The 25648-nt window shown below is 68.6% G+C and carries 26 protein-coding genes and 1 pseudogene; 15 read left to right on the forward strand and 12 right to left on the reverse strand.

From position 1 onward, the window contains the following. Positions 1–71: 71 nt before the first annotated feature. From SALMUC_RS24475 to dusB, 3 genes are read right to left on the reverse strand one after another with little or no spacing between them, the layout of a single operon-like run. Entirely contained in the window at positions 72–1445 is a 1374-nt protein-coding gene (locus tag SALMUC_RS24475; protein WP_020039976.1) for a response regulator, read from the reverse strand. Further along, on the reverse strand, positions 1445–2554 hold the full coding sequence (locus SALMUC_RS24480) for a two-component system sensor histidine kinase NtrB (RefSeq protein WP_020039975.1): 1110 nt from the start codon (positions 2552–2554) through the stop codon (positions 1445–1447). Before SALMUC_RS24480 ends, SALMUC_RS24475 begins: the two co-directional genes overlap by 1 nt. After that, the gene (gene dusB, locus SALMUC_RS24485; protein ID WP_021120938.1) at positions 2551–3534 is read right to left on the reverse strand and encodes a tRNA dihydrouridine synthase DusB; all 984 of its coding nucleotides are present in this window, start codon (positions 3532–3534) and stop codon (positions 2551–2553) included. The genes SALMUC_RS24480 and dusB overlap by 4 nt, the downstream gene beginning before the upstream one ends. A 176-nt stretch (positions 3535–3710) precedes the next feature. On the opposite strand from dusB, the gene SALMUC_RS24490 reads away from it, so the two are divergent. The 3 genes from SALMUC_RS24490 to SALMUC_RS24500 are packed head-to-tail and all read left to right on the forward strand — an operon-like array spanning position 3711 to position 5805. Further along, positions 3711–4844, forward strand: a complete 1134-nt coding sequence (locus SALMUC_RS24490) for a bifunctional 2-C-methyl-D-erythritol 4-phosphate cytidylyltransferase/2-C-methyl-D-erythritol 2,4-cyclodiphosphate synthase (protein WP_020039973.1) — start codon at positions 3711–3713, stop codon at positions 4842–4844. Continuing rightward, complete coding sequence (locus SALMUC_RS24495; RefSeq protein WP_020039972.1) at positions 4841–5326, forward strand: phosphatidylglycerophosphatase A family protein; 486 nt, start codon at positions 4841–4843, stop codon at positions 5324–5326. The genes SALMUC_RS24490 and SALMUC_RS24495 overlap by 4 nt, the downstream gene beginning before the upstream one ends. Then, positions 5323–5805, forward strand: coding sequence for a CinA family protein (locus tag SALMUC_RS24500; RefSeq protein ID WP_020039971.1), 483 nt, complete (start codon positions 5323–5325; stop codon positions 5803–5805). The genes SALMUC_RS24495 and SALMUC_RS24500 overlap by 4 nt, the downstream gene beginning before the upstream one ends. A gap of 9 nt (positions 5806–5814) precedes the next feature. On the opposite strand, the gene SALMUC_RS24505 is transcribed toward SALMUC_RS24500, so the two are convergent. After that, positions 5815–6258: a type II toxin-antitoxin system RatA family toxin gene (locus SALMUC_RS24505; protein ID WP_020039970.1), complete on the reverse strand. Its 444-nt coding sequence runs from the start codon at positions 6256–6258 to the stop codon at positions 5815–5817. A 71-nt stretch (positions 6259–6329) separates the two neighbouring features. Here SALMUC_RS24505 and hpt point away from each other — a divergent pair, with 71 nt between their 5' ends. The 4 genes from hpt to SALMUC_RS24525 all read left to right on the forward strand — a co-directional run bounded on the left by hpt (position 6330) and on the right by SALMUC_RS24525 (position 8670). Then, positions 6330–6872 carry a hypoxanthine phosphoribosyltransferase gene (gene hpt / locus SALMUC_RS24510; RefSeq protein WP_020039969.1) on the forward strand — a complete coding sequence of 181 codons (543 nt, stop codon included), beginning with the start codon at positions 6330–6332 and terminating at the stop codon, positions 6870–6872. Positions 6873–6876: 4 nt separating this feature from the next. Continuing rightward, positions 6877–7062, forward strand: coding sequence for a hypothetical protein (locus SALMUC_RS24515; protein ID WP_020039968.1), 186 nt, complete (start codon positions 6877–6879; stop codon positions 7060–7062). 245 nt (positions 7063–7307) lie between these two features. Then, complete coding sequence (locus SALMUC_RS24520; protein WP_020039967.1) at positions 7308–7766, forward strand: c-type cytochrome; 459 nt, start codon at positions 7308–7310, stop codon at positions 7764–7766. A 4-nt stretch (positions 7767–7770) separates the two neighbouring features. Next, positions 7771–8670: a c-type cytochrome gene (locus SALMUC_RS24525; RefSeq protein WP_020039966.1), complete on the forward strand. Its 900-nt coding sequence runs from the start codon at positions 7771–7773 to the stop codon at positions 8668–8670. Positions 8671–8695: 25 nt separating this feature from the next. Here SALMUC_RS24525 and SALMUC_RS24530 read toward each other — a convergent pair whose 3' ends face one another. Next, complete coding sequence (locus SALMUC_RS24530; protein WP_020039965.1) at positions 8696–9724, reverse strand: Atu2307/SP_0267 family LLM class monooxygenase; 1029 nt, start codon at positions 9722–9724, stop codon at positions 8696–8698. A 135-nt stretch (positions 9725–9859) separates the two neighbouring features. On the opposite strand from SALMUC_RS24530, the gene trmFO reads away from it, so the two are divergent. The 3 genes from trmFO to gluQRS are packed head-to-tail and all read left to right on the forward strand — an operon-like array spanning position 9860 to position 12307. After that, entirely contained in the window at positions 9860–11215 is a 1356-nt protein-coding gene (trmFO, locus tag SALMUC_RS24535; RefSeq protein ID WP_021120940.1) for a methylenetetrahydrofolate--tRNA-(uracil(54)-C(5))-methyltransferase (FADH(2)-oxidizing) TrmFO, read from the forward strand. Beyond that, on the forward strand, positions 11212–11433 hold the full coding sequence (locus SALMUC_RS24540; RefSeq protein WP_020039963.1) for a hypothetical protein: 222 nt from the start codon (positions 11212–11214) through the stop codon (positions 11431–11433). The genes trmFO and SALMUC_RS24540 overlap by 4 nt, the downstream gene beginning before the upstream one ends. Before the next feature lie 7 nt (positions 11434–11440). After that, positions 11441–12307 (forward strand): tRNA glutamyl-Q(34) synthetase GluQRS, encoded by an 867-nt coding sequence (gluQRS, locus tag SALMUC_RS24545; protein WP_020039962.1) that lies wholly within the window; start codon positions 11441–11443, stop codon positions 12305–12307. Between the two features lie 87 nt (positions 12308–12394). Here the strand turns inward: gluQRS and hisI are convergent, their stop codons facing one another. Beyond that, complete coding sequence (hisI, locus tag SALMUC_RS24550) at positions 12395–12757, reverse strand: phosphoribosyl-AMP cyclohydrolase (protein WP_020039961.1); 363 nt, start codon at positions 12755–12757, stop codon at positions 12395–12397. A gap of 67 nt (positions 12758–12824) precedes the next feature. Here hisI and SALMUC_RS24555 point away from each other — a divergent pair, with 67 nt between their 5' ends. After that, positions 12825–13277: an iron-sulfur cluster assembly scaffold protein gene (locus SALMUC_RS24555; protein WP_020039960.1), complete on the forward strand. Its 453-nt coding sequence runs from the start codon at positions 12825–12827 to the stop codon at positions 13275–13277. Positions 13278–13737: 460 nt separating this feature from the next. On the opposite strand, the pseudogene recG reads toward SALMUC_RS24555, so the two are convergent. From recG to sciP, 4 genes and pseudogenes are all read right to left on the reverse strand, one after another. Then, positions 13738–15829: pseudogene (recG, locus tag SALMUC_RS24560) on the reverse strand (ATP-dependent DNA helicase RecG). Beyond that, on the reverse strand, positions 15826–18087 hold the full coding sequence (gene ligA, locus SALMUC_RS24565) for an NAD-dependent DNA ligase LigA (protein ID WP_020039957.1): 2262 nt from the start codon (positions 18085–18087) through the stop codon (positions 15826–15828). Before ligA ends, recG begins: the two are co-directional and overlap by 4 nt. A 67-nt stretch (positions 18088–18154) precedes the next feature. After that, a complete protein-coding gene (gene ctrA, locus SALMUC_RS24570; protein WP_020039956.1) occupies positions 18155–18871 on the reverse strand; it encodes a response regulator transcription factor CtrA in 717 nt (238 codons plus the stop codon). Between the two features lie 140 nt (positions 18872–19011). After that, positions 19012–19302 (reverse strand): CtrA inhibitor SciP, encoded by a 291-nt coding sequence (gene sciP / locus SALMUC_RS24575; protein ID WP_020039955.1) that lies wholly within the window; start codon positions 19300–19302, stop codon positions 19012–19014. Between the two features lie 124 nt (positions 19303–19426). On the opposite strand from sciP, the gene mnmA reads away from it, so the two are divergent. Next, the gene (gene mnmA, locus SALMUC_RS24580) at positions 19427–20569 is read left to right on the forward strand and encodes a tRNA 2-thiouridine(34) synthase MnmA (RefSeq protein WP_020039954.1); all 1143 of its coding nucleotides are present in this window, start codon (positions 19427–19429) and stop codon (positions 20567–20569) included. Positions 20570–20573: 4 nt separating this feature from the next. Here the strand turns inward: mnmA and SALMUC_RS24585 are convergent, their stop codons facing one another. Continuing rightward, on the reverse strand, positions 20574–20999 hold the full coding sequence (locus SALMUC_RS24585) for a PaaI family thioesterase (RefSeq protein WP_021120942.1): 426 nt from the start codon (positions 20997–20999) through the stop codon (positions 20574–20576). 57 nt (positions 21000–21056) lie between these two features. Here SALMUC_RS24585 and SALMUC_RS24590 point away from each other — a divergent pair, with 57 nt between their 5' ends. From SALMUC_RS24590 to SALMUC_RS24600, 3 genes are all read left to right on the forward strand, one after another. Further along, positions 21057–21851 carry an enoyl-CoA hydratase gene (locus tag SALMUC_RS24590; RefSeq protein ID WP_020039952.1) on the forward strand — a complete coding sequence of 265 codons (795 nt, stop codon included), beginning with the start codon at positions 21057–21059 and terminating at the stop codon, positions 21849–21851. 71 nt (positions 21852–21922) lie between these two features. Further along, the gene (locus tag SALMUC_RS24595; RefSeq protein ID WP_020039951.1) at positions 21923–22120 is read left to right on the forward strand and encodes a YgaP family membrane protein; all 198 of its coding nucleotides are present in this window, start codon (positions 21923–21925) and stop codon (positions 22118–22120) included. Between the two features lie 100 nt (positions 22121–22220). After that, on the forward strand, positions 22221–22586 hold the full coding sequence (locus tag SALMUC_RS24600) for a hypothetical protein (RefSeq protein WP_020039950.1): 366 nt from the start codon (positions 22221–22223) through the stop codon (positions 22584–22586). Positions 22587–22662: 76 nt separating this feature from the next. On the opposite strand, the gene uvrA is transcribed toward SALMUC_RS24600, so the two are convergent. Continuing rightward, the gene (uvrA, locus tag SALMUC_RS24605) at positions 22663–25527 is read right to left on the reverse strand and encodes an excinuclease ABC subunit UvrA (RefSeq protein WP_020039949.1); all 2865 of its coding nucleotides are present in this window, start codon (positions 25525–25527) and stop codon (positions 22663–22665) included. Positions 25528–25648: the final 121 nt, after the last annotated feature.

Genomic DNA, 25648 nt, shown 5'->3' on the forward strand with positions numbered 1-25648 from the left:
TGGCAGCAGACCGCCATATCTTGTGGCTTCTTCATCGCGTGGAGCGATGCGGCCACATCCATGTGGCCCTTTTACATCAGTTTGCGGCGTCGTGTCACGCGAATATCGAGATCGGTAATCTTCTTGCGAAGCGTGTTCCGGTTGATTCCCAGCAGGTCGGCGCATTTCGCCTGGTTCCCGCCGGTCGCCTCGAGCGCGATCTCGATGAGCGGCGCCTCGACCTCCTTGAGGATGCGGGCGTAGAGACCCGGCGGCGGCAGCATGTTGCCGTGCAGGTCGAAGTAGCGCCGCAGGTGCCGCGCGACCGAGGTGCCCAGCTTCTCGCTGTCGCCGCCGCGCAGAATCGGCCCGGTGTCGGGCTGGTTGCCCAGCACCGCCTCGACCTCGGAACGGCTGATCTCCTCGGCACGGCTGGTCAGGCTCAGCCGCCGCACCGAGTTCTCGAGCTGGCGCACGTTGCCGGGCCAGGAATAGGCGCGGAAGAGTTCCGAGGCCTCTTCCGAGAGCCACCGCTTGGGCGCACCCTCGCGCTCGGCCCGCGCGAGGAAGTGATCCGTCAGCAGCGCGATGTCCTCGACCCGCTCGCGCAGGCTGGGAACGTTGATCGTCGCGCCGGACAGTCGGTAGTAGAGGTCCTGGCGCACGTGGCCCTCGTCCATCGCCTGCGCGAGGTCCCCCTGCGAGGTCGCCATGAAGCGGGGCACGTGTTCGCCGGGGATGTCCATCATGCGCACGATGCGCGCCTGGATCTCGTCGGGGATATCGGTGATCTCGTCGATGAGCAGCGTGCCGCCCTTGACCCGCGCCAGCACCTTCGACGGCCCCTCGAGCTCGGAGAGGTCGCCGCCCGTCACGGTGACGAAGGGCAGCGTGCGGCGGTCCGAGAAGTCGTGGATCGCCCGTGCGATCAGGCTCTTTCCGGTGCCGCTCTCGCCCGAGATCAGGACCGGGAGATCGGTGTTCATGACCTTGGCCACCAGGCGGTAGAGCGCCTGCATCGCGGGCGTGCGGCCCACCAGCGGCAGCTCGTCGGGGCCGTCGGCGCCGATGGTGGCGGAATCCTCGCGCGCGGGCGCGCGGTTGCGGTTGTCCAGCGCCTTGGCGGTGCGCTTCATCAGGTCCGGCAGGTCGAACGGCTTGGGCAGGTAGTCGTAGGCCTCGGCCTCGGCCGCCTGGATCGCCGTCATGATCGTGTTCTGCGCCGAGATCACGATCACCGGCAGCTCGGGCCGGTCCTGGTGGATCTTGGGCAGCATCTCGAGCCCGTTGCCATCGGGCATGACCACGTCCGAGATCACCACGTCGCCCTTGCCCTCGCCGACCCAGCGCATGAGCGTGGTCAGCGAGCTGGTGGCGTGCACCTTGCAGCCCGCCCGCGTAAGCGCCTGTGTCAGAACCGTGCGGATCGTGCGGTCGTCGTCGGCGACCAGGACCGTGCCGTCCATTACCCTGTCTCCTCTGTCTCGCGCGGGGCGCGCGGAAGCGAAATGCGAAAGACCGTGCGGCCCGGAACGGATTCCACCGAAATCCAGCCGTCGTGGTCAGAGATGATCTTCGAGACCAGCGCGAGGCCAAGCCCGGTGCCGTTCTCCTTGCCGGACACGAAAGGATCGAAGACGTCGGCCTTGATGTCCGAGGGCAACCCCGGGCCGTCGTCGGTCACCTCGACCTGCAAAGGCAGCTTGAGCGTCGTGCCGTCGGCGCGGCGCATGCGGAAGCTGTGCTCGTAGAAGGTGTGCAGGCGGATGGTGCCGCCCTCCTTCGGATCGGCGGCCTCGGCCGCGTTCTTGAGCAGGTTCAGCACCGCCTGCAGCAGCTGGTCGGGATCGCCGTAGGCCATCGGCAGCGAGGGATCGTAGTCCTCGACGATCTTCATGTGCGCGCCCACGCCCAGCTGGGTCGAGCGCCGCGCCCGGTCGAGCACGTCGTGCAGGTTCACCGCCTTGCGCTCGGGCGCCGAGAGGTTGCCGAACTGCTCGACCTGTTCGAGCAGTTTCACGATGCGCCGGGTCTCCTCGACGATCAGGTCGGTGAACTCGAGGTCGTCCTTGCCGAGGTTCATCGACAGCAGCTGCGCCGCGCCGGTGATCCCCGCGAGCGGGTTCTTGATCTCGTGCGCGAGCATCTCGGCCATGCCGATGGCCGACTTGGCGGCGGATTTCACGCTGTGGCTCTGGGTCATGCGGCCGGCCAGCTCGCGCGGGCTGATGAGCATGATGAACCAGCCCGGGTGCCCCTGCACCGGCGCGATCTGCAGGTTGCAGACCAGCGGCGCGCGGTTGCCGGTGCCGACGTCGACGTCGTTGACGAAGAGCGGCGTGCCGTTCTCGCGGGCCCGTGCAAGGCTCTCCTCCAGCGGCGCATCCACCGCGAGGCGGTCCCAGATCGGCTGGCCGATCAGCCACTTGGCGGAGTTGTTCATGAACCCCTCGGCCGCCGGATTCATGTCGGCGATGCGCTCTTCCGCGTCCAGCAGCACCGCCGGGACCGGCAGCGAGGACCAGAGCTGCATCTGGAGCTCGGATGTGGCGTTGGTGTTGGCACTGGTGTTCATGCCGCCTCCGCCTGCCGCGCGCCGAGCGCGGCGTCGAGATCGCGCAGCACCATGCGCGGCTCGCGTGCCGTGAGCAGTGCCTTGCGCAGCGCCGGCGGGGTGCCGGCTTGATCCATGTACCAGCCCAGGTGCTTGCGCGCGCAGCGCAGCCCCAGCTCGGGGCCGTAGAAATCCAGCATCGCCTCGTAATGCTCCGCCACCATGTCGACCAATGCGCCGCCATCCGGGATCTCGGGCGCCGGCGCGCCATGCAGCTCCGCCGCGATCTCGGCCAGCCGCCAGGGCGCGCCCTGCGCCCCGCGTCCGACCATCAGCCCGTCGGCACCCGACAGGCGCAGCGCCTCGCGCGCCGTGGCCGCGTCGGTCACGTCGCCGTTGGCGATGACGGGCACCGAGACGGCCTCCTTGACCGGACGGATCGCCGCCCAGTCCGCGGCACCCTTGTAGAACTGGCAGCGCGTGCGGCCGTGGATCACGATCATCCGAACGCCCGCCGCCTCGGCGCGGCGCGCGAGCTCTGGCGCGTTGTGGCAGCTGTCGTCCCAGCCCAGCCGGGTCTTGAGCGTCACCGGAACGTCGACCGCATTCGCCACCGCCTCGATCAACCGCAGCGCGTGGTCGAGGTCGCGCAGCAGCGCCGAGCCCGAATAGCCGCCGGTGACCTTCTTGGCCGGGCAGCCCATGTTGATGTCGATCACCCGCGCGCCCATGCCCTCGACCATGCGCGCGGCCTCGGCCATCGGGCCGGGGCTGCGGCCGGCGAGCTGCACCGAGGTGTTCTCGATGCCCGCGCCCAGTTCGGCCTTCTCGCGCGAGCCGGGCCGCGCGGTGAGGAACTCGCCGCTCGCGATCATCTCGGACACGACAAGCCCGGCCCCGAAACGCGAGACGAGGTTGCGGAAGGGCAGATCGGTGATGCCCGCCAGCGGTGCCAGCAGAACGGGAGGTGTGATGAGCCTGTCACCCAAGGGGAAACTCAAGCGCCTATTCCTTGTGCAGATGCTTGGGAGGTAACCCGCGTCCGAGGCGCATTCAATGCTATTGCGTCCGCGTCTGCCGCGATAGCAGAGCTATGCCCGTTTTTTATGCACCCCGGGCGCAGTGATTGCGCAGGCGCCACGCAACGCATAGAGAACGCGCGAAAGGACAGCCTGTCATGCGCACAGCCGCCATCATCGTCGCCGCCGGGCGCGGCACCCGCGCCGGCGGTCCCCTGCCCAAGCAGTGGCGCGAGGTCGCGGGCCGTCCCGTGGCGCGCCGGACGCTCGAGGCCTTTGCCCATCTCGACCAGGTTGTCCTCGTCGTGCACCCCGATGACCAGGCCCTTGCGACGGAGGCCGCCCGGGGGCTCGACGTGATCCTTGCCGCGGGAGCCGCGGACCGTGCCGGATCGGTTCGCGCGGGGCTCGACGCGCTTGCGGGCGCCCCGCCCGACCGTGTGCTGATCCACGACGTCGCCCGTCCCTGCGTCAGCCGTGGGTTGATCGATTCGATCATCGCGGCGCTCGACGACGCACCGGGCGCGGCACCCGCACTGGCCGTCACGGACGCCCTCTGGCGCGGCGCCGAGGGTCGCGTCACGGGGACGCAGGACCGTGACGGTCTCTTTCGCGCGCAGACCCCGCAGGCTTTCCTGTACCCGGCCATCGTGCAGGCCCACGCGGCGCACCCGGGCGGCGCCGCGGACGACGTCGAGGTCGCCCGCGCCGCGGGGCTCGAGGTCGCCATCGTTCCGGGCGAGGAACGCAATCTCAAGATCACCACCCCGGCGGATTTCGCCCGCGCCGCCGCACTCCTGGAGAGTTCCCGCATGGACATCCGCCTTGGCAACGGTTTCGACGTTCACCGCTTCGGACCCGGCGATCACGTCGTGCTGTGCGGCGTGAAAATCCCGCATTCCCGGGGACTTCAGGGCCATTCCGACGCCGATGTCGGGATGCACGCGCTGACGGACGCGCTCTATGGCGCCATGGCCGAGGGCGATATCGGCCGGCATTTCCCGCCGTCCGATCCGCAGTGGAAAGGCGCGGCCTCGGAGATATTCCTCCGTCACGCGGTGGATCTGGCGCGGGACAAGGGCTTCACCGTTTCGAACCTCGACCTGACCCTGGTCTGCGAGCGCCCGAAGATCGGACCACATGCCCCTGATATGATTTCTGAAATCGCCCGCATCACCGAATTGTGCGAGGACCGCGTCTCGATCAAGGCGACAACCTCCGAGCGGCTGGGCTTTGCCGGCCGGGAGGAAGGAATCGCCGCCATTGCCACCGCAACGCTGGTGAAACCATGAAACTGATCGCCACTTTCTTCTACGTCGGCCTCCTGCGCCCCGGCCCGGGCACGTGGGGATCGCTGACCGCGCTGCCCGTGGCATACGGGATCCTGACGCTGGGCGGTTTCTGGCTGCTTCTGGCCGCGACCCTGGCGCTATATCCGCTGGGCTGGGCGGCCACCCGCGCCGAGACCGCGGGCAAGGCCGACCACGATCCGGGCCATATCGTGGTTGACGAGGTCGTCGGCCAATGGATCGCCCTGTTTCCCGTGGCTTACGGCGCGATGTTCATGTCCGCGGACCTCTGGCGCCTCTGGCCCGGCTGGGTTTCGGCCTTCGTCTTCTTCCGGCTCTTCGACATCTGGAAGCCCTGGCTCGTGGGGCGCGCCGACCGCATGGGCGGCCCGACCGGCGTGATGCTGGATGACGTGATCGCGGGCGTGTTTTCTGCTATCGTGACGATTATTCTCGCCGCCATTTCGCACGGAGTCCTGATGTGACCGAAGTCCTTGCCCACGACATCCTGACCCGCGCCCGAGAGGCGGGCGTCACGGTCACCACGGCCGAAAGCTGCACCGGCGGCATGGTCGCCGCCGCGCTGACCGACATTCCCGGTTCGTCCGATATCTTCCACCGCGGGATGATCACCTATTCCGACGCCGCCAAGCAGGAGATGCTGGGCGTCCACGCCGAGAGCCTGCAGGTGCATGGCGCGGTCTCGGAGCCGGTGGTCGTGGAGATGGCCGAGGGCGCCCGCATTGCGGCAAGTGCCGACATCGCGGTCGCCGTATCGGGTGTCGCGGGCCCCGGCGGCGGCACCGACCTCAAGCCCGAGGGGCGCGTCTGCTTCGCCCTCGCCACGGCGTCGGGCACGCAGGTCGAAACCGTGGACTTCGGAGCGCTCGGCCGCGCCAATGTGCGGGCCGCCGCGACTCATCATGCGCTCGAGCTGATCCGCGGCGCGCTCGACGTAGACTGAGGCCGGCGGTCAGCCGTAGAGCTCGGCCGCACGCCGCTCGAAGGCGCGCACGATGCGCTGCATCGCCTCGTAGAAGAACATCCCAGCAGCCCCCTGCAGGATGCGGTTCTTGAACTCGAAATCGACGAAGAAATGCACGTCGACGCCGCCCTCGACATCCTCGAACTGCCACTTCGAGTGCATGTACTTGAACGGCCCGTCCAGGTACTCGGTGTCGATCCGCTTCTCGTCGGGCCAGAGCGTCACGCGGCTGCCGAAGCGTTCGCGGAACACCTTGAACGAGATCACCAAGTCCGCGAGCATGACCTCGTGGTCGCCCTTGTCCTCGCGCGAGCGCACGCGCGCCGCCGCGGTCCAGGGCAGGAACTCGGGATAGCGGCTCACGTCGGCCACCAGATCGTACATCTGCTGCGCCGTGTAGGGCAGGCGCTTGGTCTCGGAATGGGTCGGCATACCGGTCCTTTATCGCGTGACACTCATGGGTCAATACGTATGGTGGCCCCCGGGTTTCAAGGGAAAGCGAAATGACCGACCGCGCCTACGTTGTCGACGAAATGATCTCGGCCAAGTCCATCGCCGCCCGCGTCGAGGCGCTGGCCCGCGAAATCGCGGCCGATTTCCGCGATACGGAGCAGCTGGTCGTCGTGGGTCTGCTGCGAGGCAGCTTCGTCTTCATCGCCGATCTCGTGCGCGAGCTGGATCTGCCCGTCGAGGTCGATTTCCTCGAGGCCTCCTCCTATGGCAACGCCATGGAAAGCAGCCGAGAGGTGCGCATCCTCAAGGACCTGCGCTCGCCCGTCGAGGGGCGCGACGTGCTGGTCGTGGAGGACATCGTGGACACCGGCCACACGCTGCATCACGTCATGGCGCTTCTGGCCTCGCGCCAGCCGCGCCGGCTGCGCTCGATCGCGCTGCTCGACAAGCCGGTGCGGCGCGAGGTCGATCTCAAGGCCGACTGGACCGGCTTCGAGATCCCCGACGAGTTCGTCGTCGGCTACGGCATCGATTTCGCGCAGCGCAACCGCAACCTGCCCTTCATCGGCAAGGTGCGCTTTACCGGGGAGTGAAGCGATGGGTCCCACCTGGCTCCTGCGCATGGCGCGATGGGCGCGCAACCCGCCTTCGCCCGGACGGGTCAAGCTGGTGCTTGCCGTCGTCGGGATCTGCCTTGCGCTCTTCGCCGTGGAGCGCTGGGTCGGCTGGCCCGACGCCCTGTCGCCCGAGCGGGCCCGCCCGCCCATGCGCGTTTCGCCCTGATCCCGGGCCATTGACCGCCCACGCCAGGTCACATCTGCGCGAGCGCAGGCTCCGCGCCCGACGCTCTCAAGGCGCCAAACCTCCTTGTTTTCCTCGTGATGTGGCGTTCTGCCGCAGGCCTCCGCGGGCCCGCAGCCTCTGTCACCGGTGACGTTGTCACAGAGCCGGTCAGCGCCGAAGCTATCGTTGCCCCAGTGGGGGCGGACGCTACCCTTCGTTTTACCGAGCGACTCAAGGAGCCAGACATGAAGACCCTTCTGACGGCCATCGCGGCCACTGCCACCCTGACAGCCGGCGCCGCCGTGGCGCAGGACTACGGAGACCAGCTCAAGGCCCGGCAAGGCCAGTTCCGCATCCTCGCGATCAACCTCGGGATTCTGGGCGGCATGGCCAAGGGCGAGATCGACTACGATGCCGAGCGCGCGCAGATGGCCGCCGACAACCTCGTGGCCGTAACGAGCATCCAGCAGCAACCGCTCTGGCCGGAGGAGTCGGGCGAGATGAGCCTCGACGGCACGCGCGCCAAGGTCGAGATCTGGGACAACTGGGATGATTTCGCGTCGAAATGGTCGGCCCTCGGCGAGGCGGCCGAGGTGATGGCCAGCGCCGCGGGCGAAGGTCAGGAAGCCATCGGCCCCGCACTCGGAGAGGTCGGCGGCGCCTGCAAGAGCTGCCACGACGACTACCGCGCCCCCGCGAACTGAGCCGATGCGCAAGCTTCTGGGAACAGTTGCCCTGGCGGGGGTCGTCCTTGCCGGGGTCGGATGGTGGCTGACGGCGCCCGAGCCGTTGCCCGACGACACGCTTTCCGGGCTCGAAGGCGACGCGGCGCGCGGCGAGACGGTCTTCACCGCCGCCGGTTGTGCCTCGTGCCACCACGCTCCCGAGGCCGAGGGCGACGACAAGCGCGTCCTTGCGGGGGGCCAGCGCTTTGCCTCGGAGTTCGGGACCTTCCTTGCGCCCAACATCTCGCCGGACCCCGAGCACGGGATCGGTGCGTGGTCCCGCGACGACTTCGCCAATGCCGTGATGCGCGGGATCGACCCGGGCGGCGCGCATCTCTACCCGGCCTTCCCCTACACCGCCTATGCCCGCATGGAGCCGCAGGACCTGGCCGACCTCTGGGCCTTCATGCAGACCCTGCCCGAGGCGGACACGCCCTCGCAGCCGCACGAGGTGGGCTTTCCCTTCAACATCCGCCGCGCCGTGGGCGGCTGGAAGATGCTCTACTTTGGCCGCGACTGGGTCATGTCCGGCGATCTCGACCCCCAAGAGACGCGTGGCCGCTACCTCGTCGAGGCACTGGCGCATTGCGGCGAATGTCACACGCCGCGCGACGCGCTCGGCGGGCTGGATACCTCGGCCTGGCTGACCGGCGCGCCCAATCCCAACGGGTCCGGCACGATCCCGCCGCTGACGCCCGGGGAGTTCGACTGGAGCGCGGGAGACATCGCCTACTACCTCGAGTCCGGCTTCACCCCCGACTACGACAGCGTCGGCGGCCACATGGCAGAGGTGGTCGACAACTTCTCGAAACTCCCGGCCGAGGACCGCGAGGCGGTCGCGGCCTACGTGAAGTCGCTGCCCGAGGGCGGCGCGATGGAGTGAGGCGCGGGCGGTCTTCCCGGCCGCCCTAGCCCGCCTTGCGCAGCTCCGGCGCCACCTTGGTGCCCAGCACCTCGATCGCCTTGAGCATCTCGGCATGCTCGATGACGCCGATGGCCATCTGGATCGTCACCCGGTCGAAGCCGAGATCCTCGCGCAGCCCGAGGATCTTGTCGACGATCTGAGCCGGCGAGCCCACGAACATCGCGCCCTCCGGGCCCATGCCCGCGTCGAACTGCGCCCGGCTCTGCGGCCCCCAGCCGCGCTCGCGCCCGATCTGGTCCATGACCTGCTTCTGCGCCGGAAAGAAAACGTCGGCGGCGCGTTTCCCGTTCTCGCCCACGAAACCGTGCACGTTCAGCGAGACGCGTGCCGTGTCGGCGTGGCCGGCCTGGCCCGCGGCCCTGCGGTAGAGGTCGGCCAGCGGCGCAAAGCGGCGCGGCTCGCCTCCGATGATCGCCAGCGCCAGCGGTCGCCCCAGCGCGCCCGCACGCACCATGCTCTGCGGCGAGCCACCCGCGGCGATCCAGATCGGCAGATTCCCGCCCGCGGGCCGCGGGTAGACACCCTGCCCCGCGACCTTGGGCGTGAACCGCGTGCCCTTCCAGGTCAGCCGTTCGCCCTTGTCGATCTCGAGCAGCATGGCCAGTTTCTCGTCGAAGAGCGCGTCGTAGTCCTGCAGGTCGTAACCGAACAGCGGGAAGCTCTCGATGAAGCTGCCGCGCCCGACCATCAGTTCGGCGCGCCCGCCCGTGAGATTGTCCAGCGTCGCGAACTGCTGGTAGACGCGGATCGGATCGTCCGAGCTGAGCACGCTCACCGCCGAGCTGAGCTTGATGTTGCGCGTCGTGCGCGCCGCGCCCGCAAGCGCCGTCGCGGGCGAGGTGATGGCATAGTTCGGCCGGTGATGCTCGCCCAGCCCGAAGACATCCAGCCCGACCTGGTCGGCCAGCTCGATCTCCTCCATCAGGTTGGCAAGGCGCGTCTGCGCGTCGACCTGCTCGCCCGTGACAGGGTTGGTGCCGACGTCGCCGAACGTGTAAAGGCCGATTTCCATGGCAGAGGTCCCCTTTTGGCGGTGCATTCTCCAGCCCAGTTAGACAGGCAAGGCCACGCGCGACAGGGCCCTGCGCGCACATCGCCTGTGCATCCCCTCTTAACTTGGGCGCCCGGATCGCCTATCTGCCCTCACATGACAGAGACATTGCATATCGTCGGCGGCGGCATGGCCGGATCCGAGGCCGCCTGGCAGGCCGCAGAGGCGGGCGTGCCCGTGGTGATCCACGAGATGCGCCCGAAGGTCGAAACCTTCGCGCACCGGACCGGCAACCTCGCCGAGATGGTCTGCTCGAACTCCTTCCGGTCGGACGACCACGAGCAGAACGCGGTGGGCCTTCTGCACTGGGAGATGCTGCAGGCCGGCAGCCTTGTCATGCGCAGCGCCTACGACCACCGCCTTCCCGCCGGCGGTGCGCTGGCGGTCGACCGCGATCCCTTCTCCGAGGCGGTGACCGACAGGTTGAGAGCGCATCCCAACATCACGATTTCCAACGAGGAAATCGACACGCTCCCCGACGACGGCCGCTGGATCTTCGCCACCGGCCCGCTCACCTCCGAGGGGCTGGGCAAGTCCATCGCCACCGAGACCGGCGCCGACGCGCTGGCCTTCTTCGACGCCATCGCGCCCATCGTCTATGCCGAGACCATCGACATGGACACCGCCTGGCGTCAGTCGCGCTACGACAAGGGCGAGACCGAGGACGAGCGCAAGGCCTACATCAACTGCCCGATGACGCGCGACGAGTACGAGGCCTTCATCGATGCGCTGCTCGCCGCCGACAAGACCGAGTTCCACGAGGGCGAGACCGCCGGCTACTTCGACGGCTGCCTGCCGATCGAGGTCATGGCCGAGCGCGGCCGCGAGACCCTGCGCCACGGCCCGATGAAGCCGGTGGGCCTCACCAACCCGCATCAGCCCGACGTGAAGCCCTGGGCGGTGGTCCAGCTGCGCCGCGACAACGCGCTGGGGACGCTCTACAACATCGTGGGCTTCCAGACCAAGATGAAGTACGGCGCCCAAGCTTCTGTTTTCCGGATGATTCCCGGCCTTCAGGACGCGAAGTTCGCACGCCTCGGCGGGATCCACCGGAACACTTTCCTGAACTCTCCCACGCTGCTCGACGACCAGATGCGCCTGCGCAGCCGACCCAACGTGCGCTTTGCCGGCCAGATCACCGGCGTCGAGGGCTACGTCGAATCCGCCGCCATGGGCCTCGCCTCGGGCCGGATGGCCGCGGCCGAGATCCTCGGCCGCCCGGTCCCCGCGATCCCGCAGGACACGGCCCACGGCGCGCTCATCCACCACATCACAGGCGGGGCCGAGGCAAAGACCTTCCAGCCGATGAACGTGAACTTCGGCCTCTTCCGCCCGGTCGAGGGGCTCAAGGGCGGCCGCCGCGGCCGCCGCGACCGCTACAAGGCCTATACCGACCGCGCCAAGGCGGCCTGGTCCGACTGGCTCACCGCGCAGGAGGCGCAACCGGCATGAACTACGTCCTCGCCCTCTTCCTGCCCCCGCTCTCGATCCTCTTCACGGGCCGGATCATCCTGTCGATCGTGGTGCTCTTCATCTGGATCCCGGCGATCCTCTTCACCGGCGGCCTCACGCACCCGATGTTCATCCTGCTCGCCTGGGTGCTGATCTACCAGTCCGGCGAAGAGCGGCGCACGCGCCGCCTCGAACGCAGCTACCGCCGCGACGACTAGGCCGCCCTTGCGCACCCGCTTCGCGCCTTCGCCCACGGGCCCGCTGCACCTGGGCCACGCCTACTCGGCACTGCTCGCCCACGACATGGCGCGCGCCGCCGGCGGCACCTTCCTGCTGCGGATCGAGGACATCGACCGCACCCGCGCCCGCGACCACTGGGAGGCGCAGATATACGAGGACCTGCACTGGCTGGGCATCGACTGGGACGAGCCGCCCCTGCGCCAGTCCGACCGCATCTCCGCCTACGAGGCCGCGCTCGACAGCCTCTGGCAGCGCGAACTGATCTACCCCTGCCACTGCTCCCGGCGCGACATCGCCGCCGCCGCCTCGGCCCCGCAGGAAGGCGCCGAGCCCACGGTTGGCCCCGATGGCCTCGTCTACCCCGGCACCTGCCGCGCGTTGCTCGCCCCCGGCTACGGCGCGACGCCCCGCCCGGGCGGCACCGCGCTGCGCCTGAACATGGCCCGCGCCCTGGAGGCACTGCCGGAGATCGCCTTCGAGGAAACCGGCGCCGGCCCCGAGGGCGAGGCCGGCCGCATCGTGACGTCCCGCCAGCAGTTGACCGAGACCATCGGCGACGTCGTGCTCTCACGCCGCGACTTCACCGGCTCCTACCACCTCTCCGTGGTCCTCGACGACGCGCAGCAGGGCATCACCCACGTCGTCCGCGGGCAGGACCTCTTCAGCGCCACGCCAATCCACGTCGTGCTGCAGCACATTCTGAACCTGCCGCACCCGCAATACCACCACCACCGCCTGATCCGCGACGAGACCGGCCGCCGCCTCGCCAAGCGCGACGACGCCCGCGCCATCGCCACCTACCGCACCGAAGGTAGATCCCCGCCCGACATCCGCGCCATGGTCGGGCTCTGACCCGCGCCCCGCTCTTCTTCTTGTTCCAAATACGCAATCACGCCGCCTGCCGCACGGCCCACCGCCGGCGGCTCCCGGCGCCGCGCTTCAGTCCGCCATCGGCGCCATGATCTCGACCTCTGCGCCCTCGCGCACCGCGCGATAGAAGCAGGAGCGCCGGTTGGTGTGACAGGCCGGCCCCGCCTGGCGCACGAGCGCCAGCAGGCAGTCGCGGTCGCAGTCGAGCCTCAGGTCGACCAGCTCCTGCAGGTGCCCGGAACTCTCGCCCTTGACCCAGAAGGCCTGCCGCGAGCGCGACCAGTAGGTCACGCGGCCCGTCTCCAGCGTGCGGGCAACCGACTCGGCCGACATCCAGGCCATCATCAGCACCTCGCCGGTCTCGGCCTCCTGCGCGATGCAGGGGATGAGGCCCCGGTCGTCATAGACCAAGGTCGCGGGATCGAAAGACATGCAGAAAACCCTTTTGCAGAACGCCGGTCCGCCCCTATCTATGGGGAGGAACCGGGAAGGAAAAGCCATGTCGGCCGAACAGGACCTCATCAAGCTCTACTCGTCGCGCATTCTTGCGCTCGCGGCCGATATTCCGCGAACCGAGCGGCTCGAGGCACCGGATGCCACCGTCAAGAAGCGCTCGCCGCTCTGCGGCTCGACCGTGACCGTCGACATCCGCATGGAGGACGGCAAGGTCGCCGACTACGGGCAGGACGTGAAGGCCTGCGCGCTCGGCCAGGCCGCGGCGGCCGTGGTGGGCGGCGCCATCGTGGGCTGCACTCCCGACGAGATTGCCCAGGCCCGGGACGCCCTGCGCGCCATGCTCAAGCACGACGGCCCCACGCCGCCCGCGCCCTTCGACGGGCTCGAGGTGCTGCGCCCGGCACAGGCCTACAAGAACCGCCACGCCTCGATCATGCTCGCGCTCGAGGCCTCGGCCGAGGCCGCCGACCAGGCCCGCGCCGCGCAGAGCGCCTGAGCCTCCCCCGCTCCGAGACACCCGGACAAGAAAAAACCGCCGCGCTCCGATGGGACGCGGCGGTCAGTTTGCGTCGGTCGGGGTCCGGGGGCTCCGGCCCGTGTCCGGGATCAGGCAGACCGGACGGGGGACAGGCAGTTACGGGCAGCGCATCGGGGACAGATGATGCGGGAGGCCGGGACCGGGACGCAGGCAGAATTCAAAGAACGGGCAGGTGCAGCGCCCCAACAAGGATGACCACGAGCGCGGTGGCGCCCAGCATGTCCTGAACAAGCGTCGGCTGGGACCGGCGAAGGGCGGTGCGGATCGTCTGGTACATGGCGGTCTTCCCTGTTGTGCGCTTCGTTGCCACTTTGTTCTCATACCATTAACCCTGTGTAAAGAACTTTTTAAGAACATTTGCGAACACAAAGGGACGAGGCGGTCCCATCCTATCGGTCGGACGTTCCCCGACGTTCCCTCAACCGACCGAAATCAGACGGATCGCCTCGTCCTGCCGCATCAGCCACAGCAATAGCCGCGCCGCCTGGCCGCGCTCTCCGGTGAGGTCCGGATCCTCGGCCAACAGACGTCGGGCGTCCGATTGCGCCACCGCCATAAGGCCCGCCTGGTGTTCCAGATCGGCAACGCGGAACACCGGCAGCCCGGACTGCGCCGTGCCGATCAGGTCGCCCGCACCGCGCATCTCGAGATCGACCTCGGCGATGCGGAATCCGTCCTCGGTCTCGCGCAGGGTCGTCAGACGCTTGAGCCCGCTTTCGTTGAGCGGCGGCTGGTAGAGCAGCAGGCAGGTGCTCGCGGCCTCGCCCCGGCCCACCCGGCCGCGCAACTGGTGCAGCTGCGCCAGCCCGAACCACTCGGCCCGCTCGATCACCATGATCGAGGCGTTGGGCACGTTCACGCCCACCTCGATCACCGTGGTCGCCACCAGCACCTTGGTCTCGCCCGCGACGAAGCGCGCCATCGCGGCGTCCTTCTCGGCCGGTGGCATCTGGCCGTGCACCAGCCCCACGACCCCCTCGCCAAGCGCCGCGCGCAGATGCCGGAAGCGGGCGTCTGCGGCGGTCAGGTCGAGCGACTCGCTCTCCTCCACCAGCGGGCAGACCCAGTAGGCCTGCCGTCCTTCGGCGACGGCCTTGCGCAGATGTTCGACCACCTCGTCCATCTTCTCGGACGAGAGCAGCGCCGTGCGGATCGGCTTGCGGCCCGGCGGCTTCTCGTCGAGCACCGAGACGTCCATGTCGCCGTATTGCGCCAGCGCCAGGCTGCGCGGGATCGGCGTCGCGGTCATGACCAGCACGTCCGCCCCCTGCCCCTTGCGCCCCAGTTCGAGCCGTTGGCGCACGCCGAAGCGGTGCTGCTCGTCGACGATGGCGAGCCGCAGGTCGGCAAAGACCACGTCGTCCTGGAAGACGGCATGCGTGCCCACCAGCACCTGGATGTCGCCCCGGGCCAGCGCCTCGAGCTTGGCGCGCCGCTCGGCGCCCTTGTCGCGGCCGGTCAGGATCTCGAGCACCACGCCCGCGCTTTCCGCCAGGGGCTGGAGCCCTTCCAGATGCTGACGCGCGAGGATCTCGGTCGGCGCCATCATGACGCCCTGCCCCCCGGCCTCGGCCGCGACCAGAAGCGCCATGAAGGCCACCAGCGTCTTGCCCGCGCCCACGTCGCCCTGCAGCAACCGGTTCATCCGCGTCTCGCGGCCCATGTCGGCGGCGATCTCCTCCATCGCGCGGGCCTGTGCGCCGGTCGGCCTATAGGGCAGCGCCCCAAGCACGCGGCGGCGCAGGTGCCCGTCACCCTCGGTCACGCGGCCCTTGCCCTTGCGCCGCTTTGCCCGCGCCAGCGCGAGCGTGAGCTGATGCGCCATCAACTCGTCGTAGGCCAGCCGCTTCCGCTCGGGCGCATGCGGCGAGAGGTCGTCGGCGTGGTGCGGCGCATGGGCGGCGGCCAGCGCCGCGCGCCAGTCGGCCCAGCCCTCCTGCGCCACCTGCCCCGGGTCAATCCATTCCGGCAGCTCCGGCGCGCGCGCCAGCGCATCGGAGACCGCCCGCGTCATGATCTTCTGCGTCACCCCGGCCGTCAGCGGGTAGACCGGCTCGTACTGCGGCAGGCTCTCAGCTTCCTCGGGCGCGAGCACATGGTCGGGGTGGACCATCTGCGCCATGCCGTCGAAAAGCTCGACCCGGCCCGAGATCACCCGGCGCGATCCCTCCGGCAGCACCCGCGCGAGGTAATCGCCGCGGCCGTGGAAATAGACCACGGTGAAATCCGTCTGCGCGTCCTCGACGTGGATGCGGTAGGGCCCGCCCCTGCGCGCCGCCGGGCGGTGCTTGCCGACGCGGACCTCGACCGTGACGACACCGGGCAGCTCGGCGCCCTGCACGCTGTCGCGCAGGCGGCGGTCGATGCCCGAGTGCGGCAACGTGTAGAGCAGGTCGCGCGGCGCGACGATATCGGCCTGCGCCAGCGCCTGCGCGGTCTTGGGGCCCGATGCCGTCGAGCGTCTTGAGCTCGGCGAAGAGCGGCCAGAGCGGTTCCGGCCGCCCGCTCATCCGCCGATCAGCGCGAGCCAGGCGTCCTCGTCGAGGACCTCGACGCCCAGCCCGCGCGCCTTGGTCTCCTTCGAGCCCGCGCCGGGCCCGGCCACGACGATGTCGGTCTTTTTGCTCACCGAGCCCGAGACCTTGGCGCCAAGGCTCTCGGCGCGCGCCTTGGCCTCGGCCCGGGTCATCTTCTCGAGGGAGCCGGTGAAGACCACCGTCTTGCCCGCGACGGGAGAGCCTTCGGTGTCCGGGCGCGCCTCGGGCTGGATGTCGAGGCACTTTGCCAGGCGGTCGATCGAGGCGCGCTCGGCCTCCTGCGCGAAGGCGGTGACCAGCGCCACCGCCGCCGTCGCGCCGATGCCGTCGATGCCGACGAGATCCTCCCAGGCGGCACGCGCCTCGGCCGCGATCTGCGGGTCGCGGGCCCAGGTGGCCTCCTGCACCTCCTTGATGCGCGCGCGGCGGCCGTCATTCGCAGCGGCCTCGCGCTCCTCCTGCACGGCGGCCTCGGCCTCGCGGTGGCGCTCCATCGCCGGACGGGCCGCGTCGACGGCATGGTTCAGCGCATCCCATGTGCCGTAGTGGCGGGCGAGATCGCCCGCGACCACCTCGCCGACATGGCGGATGCCAAGCGCGAAAATGACACGCCGCAACTCGATTTTCCGCCGCTCGTCGATCGCCTCGAAGAGGTTCTGCGCGCTCTTCTCCCCCCAGCCCTCGCGGTTCTTGAGCTGCTGCATGCCGCTGCCGTAGCTGTCCCGCAGCGCGAAGATGTCAGCGGGCTCCTTGATCCAGCCATCGCGGTGGAACTGCTCGACCTGCTTTGCGCCCAGCCCCTCGATGTCGAAGGCGGCGCGCGAAACGAAATGCTTGAGCTTCTCCACGGCCTGCGCCGGGCAGATCAGGCCGCCGGTGCAGCGGCGAATGGCATCGCCCTCCTCGCGGATCGCCTCGGAGTGGCACTCGGGGCACTCGGTCGGAAACGCATAAGGCTCCGCGCCCTCGGGCCGTTTATCAAGGTCCACGTCCGCGACCTTGGGGATGACGTCGCCGGCGCGGTAGACCTGCACCCAGTCGCCTTCGCGGATGTCCTTGCCGTCGCGGATGGGCGCACCGCTGGCGTCGCGCCCGGCGATGTAGTCCTCGTTGTGGAGCGTGGCGTTCGAGACCACGACGCCGCCCACCGTCACCGGCGTGAGCCGCGCCACGGGCGAGAGCGCACCGGTCCGGCCGACCTGGATCTCGATCTTTTCCAGCCGGGTCCAAGCCAGCTCGGCCGGGAACTTGTGCGCGATGGCCCAGCGGGGCGTGGTGGAGCGGAAGCCCAGCCGCTCCTGCAGCGACAGGTCGTCGACCTTGTAGACGACGCCGTCGATGTCATAGTCGAGCGTCGCGCGCTGCTCCTCGATCCGCGCGTAATGCGCAAGCATGTCGTCGGGGCCGTCACAGCGTTCGGTGAGAGGGTTGGTCTGGAAGCCCATGCGCTGCAGCCGCTCGATCGCCGCCGTCTGCGTGTCAGCCAGCGGCTCGGACAGCTCGCCCCAGGAATATGCGAAGAACCGCAGCGGGCGCGATTTCGTGATCGCCGGGTCGAGCTGGCGCAGCGACCCCGCGGCGGCGTTGCGCGGATTGGCGAAGGTCTTGGCGTTCTGCTCTTCCTGCCGCTCGTTGAGCGCGGCGAAATCCGCGTGACTCATGTAGACCTCGCCGCGCACCTCGAGCACCTGCGGCGCATCCGCGATGCGCTGTGGAATGTCGTCGATGGTGCGGGCATTGGCGGTCACGTTCTCGCCCTCGGTGCCGTCGCCGCGGGTGGCTGCCTGCACCAGGCTACCGCCTTCGTAACGCAGAGACAGCGACAGCCCGTCGATCTTGGGTTCGGCGGTATAGGCCAGCGCCGCATCCGCTCCCAGCCCGAGATAGCGACGGATACGCGCGTCGAAATCGGCGACCTCGTCCGCCTCGAAGGCATTGCCCAGCGACATCATGCGAACCGCATGGCGCACCTTGGCAAACCCCTCGGCCGGGGCGGCGCCGACCTTTTCGGAGGGACTGTCGGCGCGTTTGAGCGCCGGAAACCGCGCCTCGATATCGGCATTGCGCCGCTTGAGCGCATCGTATTCGGCGTCCGTGAGGTCTGGCGCGTCCTCGGCGTGGTAGGCGCGGTCCGCCTCGCTCAGCACCTTTGCCAGGCGCGCCAGTTCATCCCGCGCCTCTGCCTCGGTCAGATTCTCGACCGCCTTGTCCTCGACCGCATCGCCCGTCATGGCCGCGCCCCCTGCTCACGCCTCTGCGGCCAAGGGATAGGCCGGGAACCGGGCGGCGTCCAGCAGCTCAGCCGTTGGCCGCGATGGCCGGCGGTTCACCCGCGCGGGGCTCGGGATCGCGCAGCACGTAGCCGCGGCCCCAGACCGTCTCGATGTGGGTCTCGTCGCCCGTCGCCTCGGAGAGTTTCTTGCGAAGCTTGCAGATGAAGACGTCGATGATCTTGAGCTCGGGCTCGTCCATGCCGCCGTAGAGATGATTGAGGAACATCTCCTTGGTCAGGGTCGTGCCCTTGCGCAGGCTCAGCAGCTCGAGCATCTGGTATTCCTTGCCGGTCAGATGCACTGGCTTGCCCGCGACCTCGACCGTCTTGGCATCGAGGTTGACCGAGATCTTGCCGGTCCGGATGACCGACTGCGAGTGCCCCTTGGACCGCCGGATGATGGCATGGATCCGCGCCACCAGTTCGTCGCGGTGGAACGGCTTGGTCAGGTAGTCGTCGGCACCGAAGCCGAAGCCCTTGATCTTGCTTTCGGTATCGTCGGCACCGGTAAGGATCAGGATCGGCGTGCTGACCCGTGCCATCCGCAGCTGGCGCAGCACCTCGTGTCCGGTCATGTCGGGCAGGTTGAGATCGAGCAGGATCAAGTCGTAATCGTAGAGCTTCGCCAGGTCGATGCCCTCTTCGCCCGCGTCGGTGGCGTAGACGTTGAGGTTGGCGTGGGTCAGCATCAATTCGATGCTCTTCGACGTGGTCGGATCATCTTCAACCAGAAGGATTCGCATGTACCGTCTCCACTATTCCACTTGTCTCACGCGACCCTGTCGGAAATTAGTTAATGCTTCTTTACCGCAGCCAAGGCAACGCAAACTTCAACCGTCGATTGCTTTTTCAGGACCGCGCGACCCGATGGAATACGGCCGCATCAGGCGTCGTCCCCGTGGTCGCGAAAGCGCTGCACCAGCGTGGCCTTCAGCGCCTCCTCGCCGTGGGCGGCGACGGCGCGCATCCATTCGCCCAGTTCCTCGGCGCTGAGCTTGTAGCGGTCGCGCGCCTGCTCGTCGCTGAGCAGTCCGTAGCGGACCGCCTTGACCACCGCCGCCTTGCGCGACGCGACCCAGCGGCGGGTGTCCACCGGAGGAAGGTCCGCGCGCGTCATCACCGTACCGTCCGGCAGGGTGATGGCGCGCGGCCCGTCGACTTTCTTGAGATACATCGTCGTCGTCCCAATCTTCCCGATCGGGACGGTTCTGCCCGCCGCGTTTTAACAGCGCCTGAAGGCTGCCCTTGAGAGTGCGTCGCATTTTCCTATATTCCGGCCAGATTCCAAGGAGAGTCGCATGCCCCTCGATCGCCAGCCGCTCAACTCGCTCGGCCTGCCCAAGCCGCCGTCCCAGACGCGCGTCGTCGTCGCCATGTCCGGTGGCGTCGACAGTTCTGTTGTAGCCGCGATGCTGGCCGAGGAGGGATACGACGTCGTCGGCGTGACGCTGCAGCTTTACGACCACGGCGCGGCGCTCGCCAAGAAGGGCGCCTGCTGCGCCGGGATCGACATCCACGACGCGCGCCGCGTGGCCGAGCAGATGGGCTTCCCGCACTACGTGCTGGACTACGAGAACATCTTCCGCGACGCGGTGATCGACGAGTTCGCCGACAGCTACCTCGGCGGCGCGACGCCGGTGCCCTGCATCCGCTGCAACGAGCGCGTCAAGTTCAAGGACCTGCTCGAGACCGCGCGCGATCTCGACGCCGACTGCATGGCGACCGGCCACTACATCCAGCGCAAGGCGGGCGCCGGCGGGGCCGAGCTGCACTCGGCCGCCGACGCCAACCGCGATCAGAGCTATTTCCTGTTCTCGACCACGCCGGAGCAGCTCGACTACCTGCGCTTCCCGCTGGGCCACCTCGAGAGCAAGGCCGCCACGCGCGAGCTGGCGTCGAGATACGGGCTCACCGTGGCCGACAAGCCCGACAGCCAGGACATCTGCTTCGTGCCGGACGGCAACTACGCCAGCGTCATCGAGAAGCTGCGCCCCGGCGCGGCCGAGCCGGGCGAGATCGTCCATGCCGACGGACGCGTGCTGGGCGAGCATCGGGGCGTGATCCACTACACCATCGGCCAGCGCCGCGGTCTCGGCATCGGCGGGCTCTCCGAGCCGCTCTACGTCGTGAAGCTCGACGTCGACAACAAGCGCGTGGTCGTGGGTCCGAAAGAGATGCTGGCGACACGCAAGGTGCCGGTGCGCGAGATCAACTGGCTGGGCGACGAGCCCTTCACCAGCCGCGAGGAATGGCACCTCTCGGTCAAGGTCCGCTCGACCCGCCCCCCGCGCGAGGCCATCGTGCGCCCGATCTCCGAGACCGAGGCCGAGGTCGAACTGCTGACCCCCGAAGAGGGCGTGAGCCCCGGGCAGGCCTGCGTCTTCTACGAGACCGAGGGCAGCCGCATCTTCGGCGGCGGCTGGATCTGGCGCGGCTACTGAGCCCTCAGCCCTTCGCCGGCGGGATCGCGTAGGTCAGCGAGGCATGGGCGACCGGCTCGTCGGTGCCCTCCGAGAACAGCAGCACGTCGGTCACGCTCAGGCTGCGCCCCAGCTTGAGCATCCGCGCCTCGGCCAGAACGTCGCGCCCGGCGACCGGCTTGCGCATGAAGTCGATCGAGCAATGCGTCGTCACGGTCAGCGCCTGCCGCCCGATCCGCGCCATGGTCGCCACGTAGGCCGCCACGTCGGCGAGCGAGAACATCGCCGGCCCCGACACGGTGCCGCCCGGCCGAAGGTGGCGCTCGTCCTCGTGCAGACGCATCACCAGCAGCTCCTCGTCCATGCGGTCGATGCCGAACATGCCCTCGACCTGCGGAAAGACCTCGGCCAGGAAAGCCTCCATCTCGGGAACCGTGAACCGTAACGCCATGCTTTTCCTCCTGCTGCGACCGGCCTAGGCTGGGCCAAACCGCGTGGGGAGGACAAGATGGATTTGCTGAAACGTCACGACAGCGGCGGCGTCGCGCACCTTGAAATGAACGCGCCCGAGCGGCTCAACGCCCTCTCGGACGAGATGCTGGCGGCGCTGCAGGCGCAGATCGACGCGCTTATGGAGGATCGCGAGACGCGCGTCGTGGTGATCTCGGGCGCGGGTAAGGCCTTCTGCGCGGGGCACGATCTCAAGCAGATGCAGCAGGGCCGCCAGTCCGAGGACGCGGGCCGCGCCTATTTCGCCGATCTCTTCGAGCGCTGCTCGCGCGTCATGACCGGGCTACGCAACCTGCCGCAGCCGGTCATCGCGCAGGCCCACGGAATCGCCACGGCGGCGGGCTGCCAGCTTGTGGCCTCCTGCGACATGGCGGTCGCCGCGCGCGGCACCCGCTTCGGGGTGAACGGGGTGAACATCGGGCTCTTCTGCTCGACGCCCATGGTGGCGCTGTCGCGCAACGTGCCGCGCAAGCAGGCCTTCGAGATGCTGACCACCGGACGCTTCCTCGACGCCGAGGAGGCGCGCTCCGTGGGGCTGGTCAACCGCGTGGTGCCGCAGGATTCGCTCGCCGACGAGACCGCCGAGCTGGCCGCAACGGTCGCGGGCAAACTCTCGGCGGCGGTGCGGATCGGCAAGCGCGCCTTCTACGAGCAGGCCGAGATGGGGCTCGACGCGGCCTATGCCCACACCGGCGCGGTCATGGTCGAGAACATGCTCATGCGCGACACCGAGGAAGGCATCAGCGCCTTTCTCGAAAAGCGCAAACCCGACTGGAGCGACGGCTCCGTGTGACCAGGTCACAGACGCCGGCGCCGCGCCGGCGGATGATGCGGGCATCACGTCCACGCATCACGGAGACATCCATGTTCCAGAACAACGTCGGCAAACTCGACAGGATCCTGCGCATCCTCGTCGGCGCCCTGCTGGTCCTCGCCTTCTTCATGGTCGAGGGCCAGTGGAGCTGGCTCTACCTCATCGGCATCGTGCCGCTGGTGACCGGCCTGCTGGGCAGTTGCCCGCTCTACGCGATGCTCGGCGTGTCCACCTGCCCGCGGCAGTGACACCGGCGGGGCTCCGCCCATCACGCGCCGCCGCGGCAACGCGGCGGTGCGCTCGCGCGTTTTCCCTGCAATGGTCATGTTCCACCCAAGGAGACGCTCCATGCGGACACATCTCACCATTGCCGCCCTGGCGGCGGCGCTGATCCTTCCCCTGGCCATGAACACCCCGGCCCAGGCCGCCCCCAAGGGCTGCCCGCCCGGCCTGGCCAAGAAGCACAACGGCTGCACCCCGCCCGGCCTCTCCGGCCAGCGCCGCGGTGACGACGACCGGCACTACCGCGACGGCGACCGCTACCGAATCGGCGACCGGATCCGCGACGGCTACGTCGTGATCCGCGATCCGAGCCGATACGGCCTTGCCTCGCGCGGCACCTACTACCGCTCCGGCGACTACGTCTACCGCGTCGACCGCGAAACCCGCGAGGTCCTCGACTTCATCGGCGCCTTCGCGCGGCTGGTGGACTGAGCGTGATTTGCCCTCCCCCTGCCAAGGGGGAGGGTTGGGAGGGGGGCGGCAGACCGCGAAACGGGCTGCGGAGGCCCTACTCCGCCGCGACCTTGCGCTTTTCCAGCATCGGCTTGAGATACCGCCCGGTGTGCGACCGCGCCTCGCCCGCGATTTCTTCCGGCGTGCCGGTGGCGACGATCTCGCCGCCGCCGTCACCGCCCTCGGGGCCGATGTCGATGATGTGGTCGGCTGTCTTGATGACATCGAGGTTGTGCTCGATCACCACCACGGTGTTGCCCGCCTCGACCAGTTCGTGCAGCACCTCGAGCAGCTTCTTCACGTCCTCGAAATGCAGGCCCGTCGTCGGCTCGTCGAGGATGTAGAGCGTCCGCCCCGTCGACCGCTTGGCCAGTTCCTTGGAGAGCTTCACCCGCTGCGCCTCGCCGCCCGAGAGCGTCGTCGCCTGCTGACCCACCTTGACGTAGCCCAGCCCGACACGCATCAGCGCATCCATCTTCTCGCGGATCAAGGGCACCGCCGAGAAGAACTCCTGCGCCTCTTCCACGGTCATGTCCAGCACGTCGGCGATGGACTTGCCCTTGAAGCGGATCTCCAGCGTCTCGCGGTTGTAGCGCGCGCCCTTGCAGGTCTCGCACTCGACGTAGACGTCCGGAAGGAAGTGCATCTCGATCTTGATGACCCCGTCGCCCTGGCAGGCCTCGCAGCGCCCGCCCTTCACGTTGAACGAGAACCGCCCCGGCTTGTAGCCCCGCGCCTTGGCCTCGGGCAGCCCCGCGAACCAGTCGCGGATCGGCGTGAAGGCCCCGGTGTAGGTCGCCGGGTTCGACCGCGGCGTGCGCCCGATGGGGCGCTGGTCGATGTCGATGACCTTGTCGAGGTGCTCCAGCCCCTTGATCGTCTCGCAGGGCGCCGGCGTCTGCCGCGCGCCGTTGAGCGCCATCGAGGCCGACTTGAAGAGCGTCTCGATGGTCAGCGTGGACTTGCCCCCGCCCGAGACGCCGGTGACGCAAAGGAACGTCCCCAGCGGGAAACTGGCGGTCACATCCTTGAGGTTGTTGCCCGTGGCCTTCACGACGGTCAGCGACTTGCCGTTCCCCTTGCGCCGCTCGGCGGGCACGGCGATGTCGCGGGTGCCCGCCAGGTACTGCCCCGTCAGGCTCGCCGGGTCGTCGGCGATCTGCTGCGGCGTGCCGTGGCTCACCACCTGCCCGCCGTGAACGCCCGCGCCGGGGCCGATGTCGAAGACGTAGTCGGCGTCGCGGATCATCTCCTCGTCGTGTTCGACCACGATCACCGTGTTGCCCTGGTCGCGCAGGTTCTTGAGCGTGCCGATCAGCCGGTCGTTGTCACGCTGGTGCAGCCCGATCGAAGGCTCGTCGAGCACGTAGAGCACGCCCGTCAGCCCCGAGCCGATCTGGCTCGCAAGCCGGATGCGCTGGCTCTCGCCGCCCGAGAGCGTGCCCGCGTTGCGGCTCATGGTCAGGTATTCCAGCCCGACGTTGTTGAGGAAGCCCAGCCGCTCGCGGATCTCCTTGAGAATCGCGCGGGCGATCTCGTTGCGCTGCTGCGTGAGGCTCTCGGGCACCGTGTCGACCCAGGCGTAGGCCTCCTTGATCGACATCTCGACCACGTGGCCGATGTGCAGCCCGCCGATCTTCACAGCCAGCGCCTCCTCGCGCAGGCGATGCCCGCCGCAGGCCCCGCAGGGGCGGTTGTTCTGGTAGCGCTCGAATTCCTCGCGGATCCAGGCGCTGTCGGTCTCCCGGTAGCGCCGCCGCATGTTGGGGATCACGCCCTCGAAGACTCGGCTCACCTGGTAGACGCGCCCGCCCTCGTCGTAGCGGAACTGGATCTCCTCATCGCCCGACCCGTAGAGGAACACCTGCTGCACATGCGTCGGCAGGTCCTTCCAGCGCGCGCTCTTCTTGAAGCCGTAGTGCTTGGCGATGCTCTCGATGGTCTGCAGGAAGTAGGGCGACTTGCCCTTCCGCCAGGGCGCGATGGCCCCGTCCGTGATCTTGAGCTGCGCGTCCGGCACCACCAGCCGCTCGTCGAAGAAGAGCTCCACACCCAGCCCGTCACACTCCGGGCAGGCGCCGAAGGGCGCGTTGAAGGAAAACAGCCGTGGCTCGATCTCGGGGATGGTGAAGCCACTCACCGGGCAGGCGAAATTCTCGGAGAAGGTGATGCGCTCCGGCTCGCCCTCCCCCTCGCGCGGCGCGGTCTCGAGCACCGCGATGCCGTTTGCCAGGTCCAGCGCCGTGCGGAACGAATCCGCCAGCCGCGTCTCCAGCCCCTCGCGCACGACGATGCGGTCGACCACGACGTCGATGTCGTGGCGGTATTTCTTGTCCAGCGTCGGCGGATCGTCCAGCTCGTGGAACTGCCCGTCGACCTTGACGCGCTGGAAGCCCTGCTTGCGCAGCTCGAGGAATTCCTTGCGGTACTCGCCCTTGCGGTCGCGGATGATCGGCGCCAGCAGGTAGCCGCGCGTGCCCTCCTCCATGCCCATGACACGGTCGACCATGTCCTGCACCTGCTGCGCCTCGATGGGCAGCCCGGTCGCGGGCGAATAGGGCGTGCCCACACGCGCGAAGAGCAGGCGCAGGTAGTCGTAGATCTCGGTCACCGTGCCGACGGTCGAGCGCGGGTTCTTCGAGGTCGTCTTCTGCTCGATCGAGATCGCCGGCGAGAGCCCCGCGATGTGGTCGACATCGGGCTTTTCCATCATGTCGAGGAACTGGCGCGCATAGGCGCTCAGGCTCTCGACATAGCGGCGCTGACCCTCGGCATAGATGGTGTCGAAGGCGAGGCTGGACTTGCCCGAGCCCGACAGGCCGGTGATCACCACCAGCTCGTCGCGCGGGATGTCCACGTCGATCGATTTCAGATTGTGCTCGCGCGCGCCGCGCACTTCGATCTGCTTCAGTTCCGGCATGAGGCCCCCGTAAACGGTCCCTTTACACATAGGCGAAGACATCGATCTCGCCAACGCGAAAATGAGAACATTAACGGAACACACCAGCGCCTGCGACTCCGGGAGGCAGCGCGAAAGCGGT

The sequence above is a fragment of the Salipiger mucosus DSM 16094 genome, from assembly GCF_000442255.1.
GTDB lineage: Bacteria > Pseudomonadota > Alphaproteobacteria > Rhodobacterales > Rhodobacteraceae > Salipiger > Salipiger mucosus.

Bases quoted from the DNA above. Each gene is read 5' to 3' on its own strand.
- SALMUC_RS24475 (WP_020039976.1), bottom strand. From the start codon at position 1,445: ATGGACGGCACGGTCCTGGTCGCCGACGACGACCGCACGATCCGCACG.
- SALMUC_RS24480 (WP_020039975.1), bottom strand. From the start codon at position 2,554: ATGAACACCAGTGCCAACACCAACGCCACATCCGAGCTCCAGATGCAG.
- SALMUC_RS24490 (WP_020039973.1), top strand. From the start codon at position 3,711: ATGCGCACAGCCGCCATCATCGTCGCCGCCGGGCGCGGCACCCGCGCC.
- SALMUC_RS24495 (WP_020039972.1), top strand. From the start codon at position 4,841: ATGAAACTGATCGCCACTTTCTTCTACGTCGGCCTCCTGCGCCCCGGC.
- SALMUC_RS24505 (WP_020039970.1), bottom strand. From the start codon at position 6,258: ATGCCGACCCATTCCGAGACCAAGCGCCTGCCCTACACGGCGCAGCAG.
- hpt (WP_020039969.1), top strand. From the start codon at position 6,330: ATGACCGACCGCGCCTACGTTGTCGACGAAATGATCTCGGCCAAGTCC.
- SALMUC_RS24515 (WP_020039968.1), top strand. From the start codon at position 6,877: ATGGGTCCCACCTGGCTCCTGCGCATGGCGCGATGGGCGCGCAACCCG.
- SALMUC_RS24520 (WP_020039967.1), top strand. From the start codon at position 7,308: ATGAAGACCCTTCTGACGGCCATCGCGGCCACTGCCACCCTGACAGCC.
- SALMUC_RS24525 (WP_020039966.1), top strand. From the start codon at position 7,771: ATGCGCAAGCTTCTGGGAACAGTTGCCCTGGCGGGGGTCGTCCTTGCC.
- SALMUC_RS24530 (WP_020039965.1), bottom strand. From the start codon at position 9,724: ATGGAAATCGGCCTTTACACGTTCGGCGACGTCGGCACCAACCCTGTC.
- trmFO (WP_021120940.1), top strand. From the start codon at position 9,860: ATGACAGAGACATTGCATATCGTCGGCGGCGGCATGGCCGGATCCGAG.
- SALMUC_RS24540 (WP_020039963.1), top strand. From the start codon at position 11,212: ATGAACTACGTCCTCGCCCTCTTCCTGCCCCCGCTCTCGATCCTCTTC.
- hisI (WP_020039961.1), bottom strand. From the start codon at position 12,757: ATGTCTTTCGATCCCGCGACCTTGGTCTATGACGACCGGGGCCTCATC.
- SALMUC_RS24555 (WP_020039960.1), top strand. From the start codon at position 12,825: ATGTCGGCCGAACAGGACCTCATCAAGCTCTACTCGTCGCGCATTCTT.
- ligA (WP_020039957.1), bottom strand. From the start codon at position 18,087: ATGACGGGCGATGCGGTCGAGGACAAGGCGGTCGAGAATCTGACCGAG.
- ctrA (WP_020039956.1), bottom strand. From the start codon at position 18,871: ATGCGAATCCTTCTGGTTGAAGATGATCCGACCACGTCGAAGAGCATC.
- sciP (WP_020039955.1), bottom strand. From the start codon at position 19,302: ATGTATCTCAAGAAAGTCGACGGGCCGCGCGCCATCACCCTGCCGGAC.
- mnmA (WP_020039954.1), top strand. From the start codon at position 19,427: ATGCCCCTCGATCGCCAGCCGCTCAACTCGCTCGGCCTGCCCAAGCCG.
- SALMUC_RS24585 (WP_021120942.1), bottom strand. From the start codon at position 20,999: ATGGCGTTACGGTTCACGGTTCCCGAGATGGAGGCTTTCCTGGCCGAG.
- SALMUC_RS24590 (WP_020039952.1), top strand. From the start codon at position 21,057: ATGGATTTGCTGAAACGTCACGACAGCGGCGGCGTCGCGCACCTTGAA.
- SALMUC_RS24595 (WP_020039951.1), top strand. From the start codon at position 21,923: ATGTTCCAGAACAACGTCGGCAAACTCGACAGGATCCTGCGCATCCTC.
- SALMUC_RS24600 (WP_020039950.1), top strand. From the start codon at position 22,221: ATGCGGACACATCTCACCATTGCCGCCCTGGCGGCGGCGCTGATCCTT.
- uvrA (WP_020039949.1), bottom strand. From the start codon at position 25,527: ATGCCGGAACTGAAGCAGATCGAAGTGCGCGGCGCGCGCGAGCACAAT.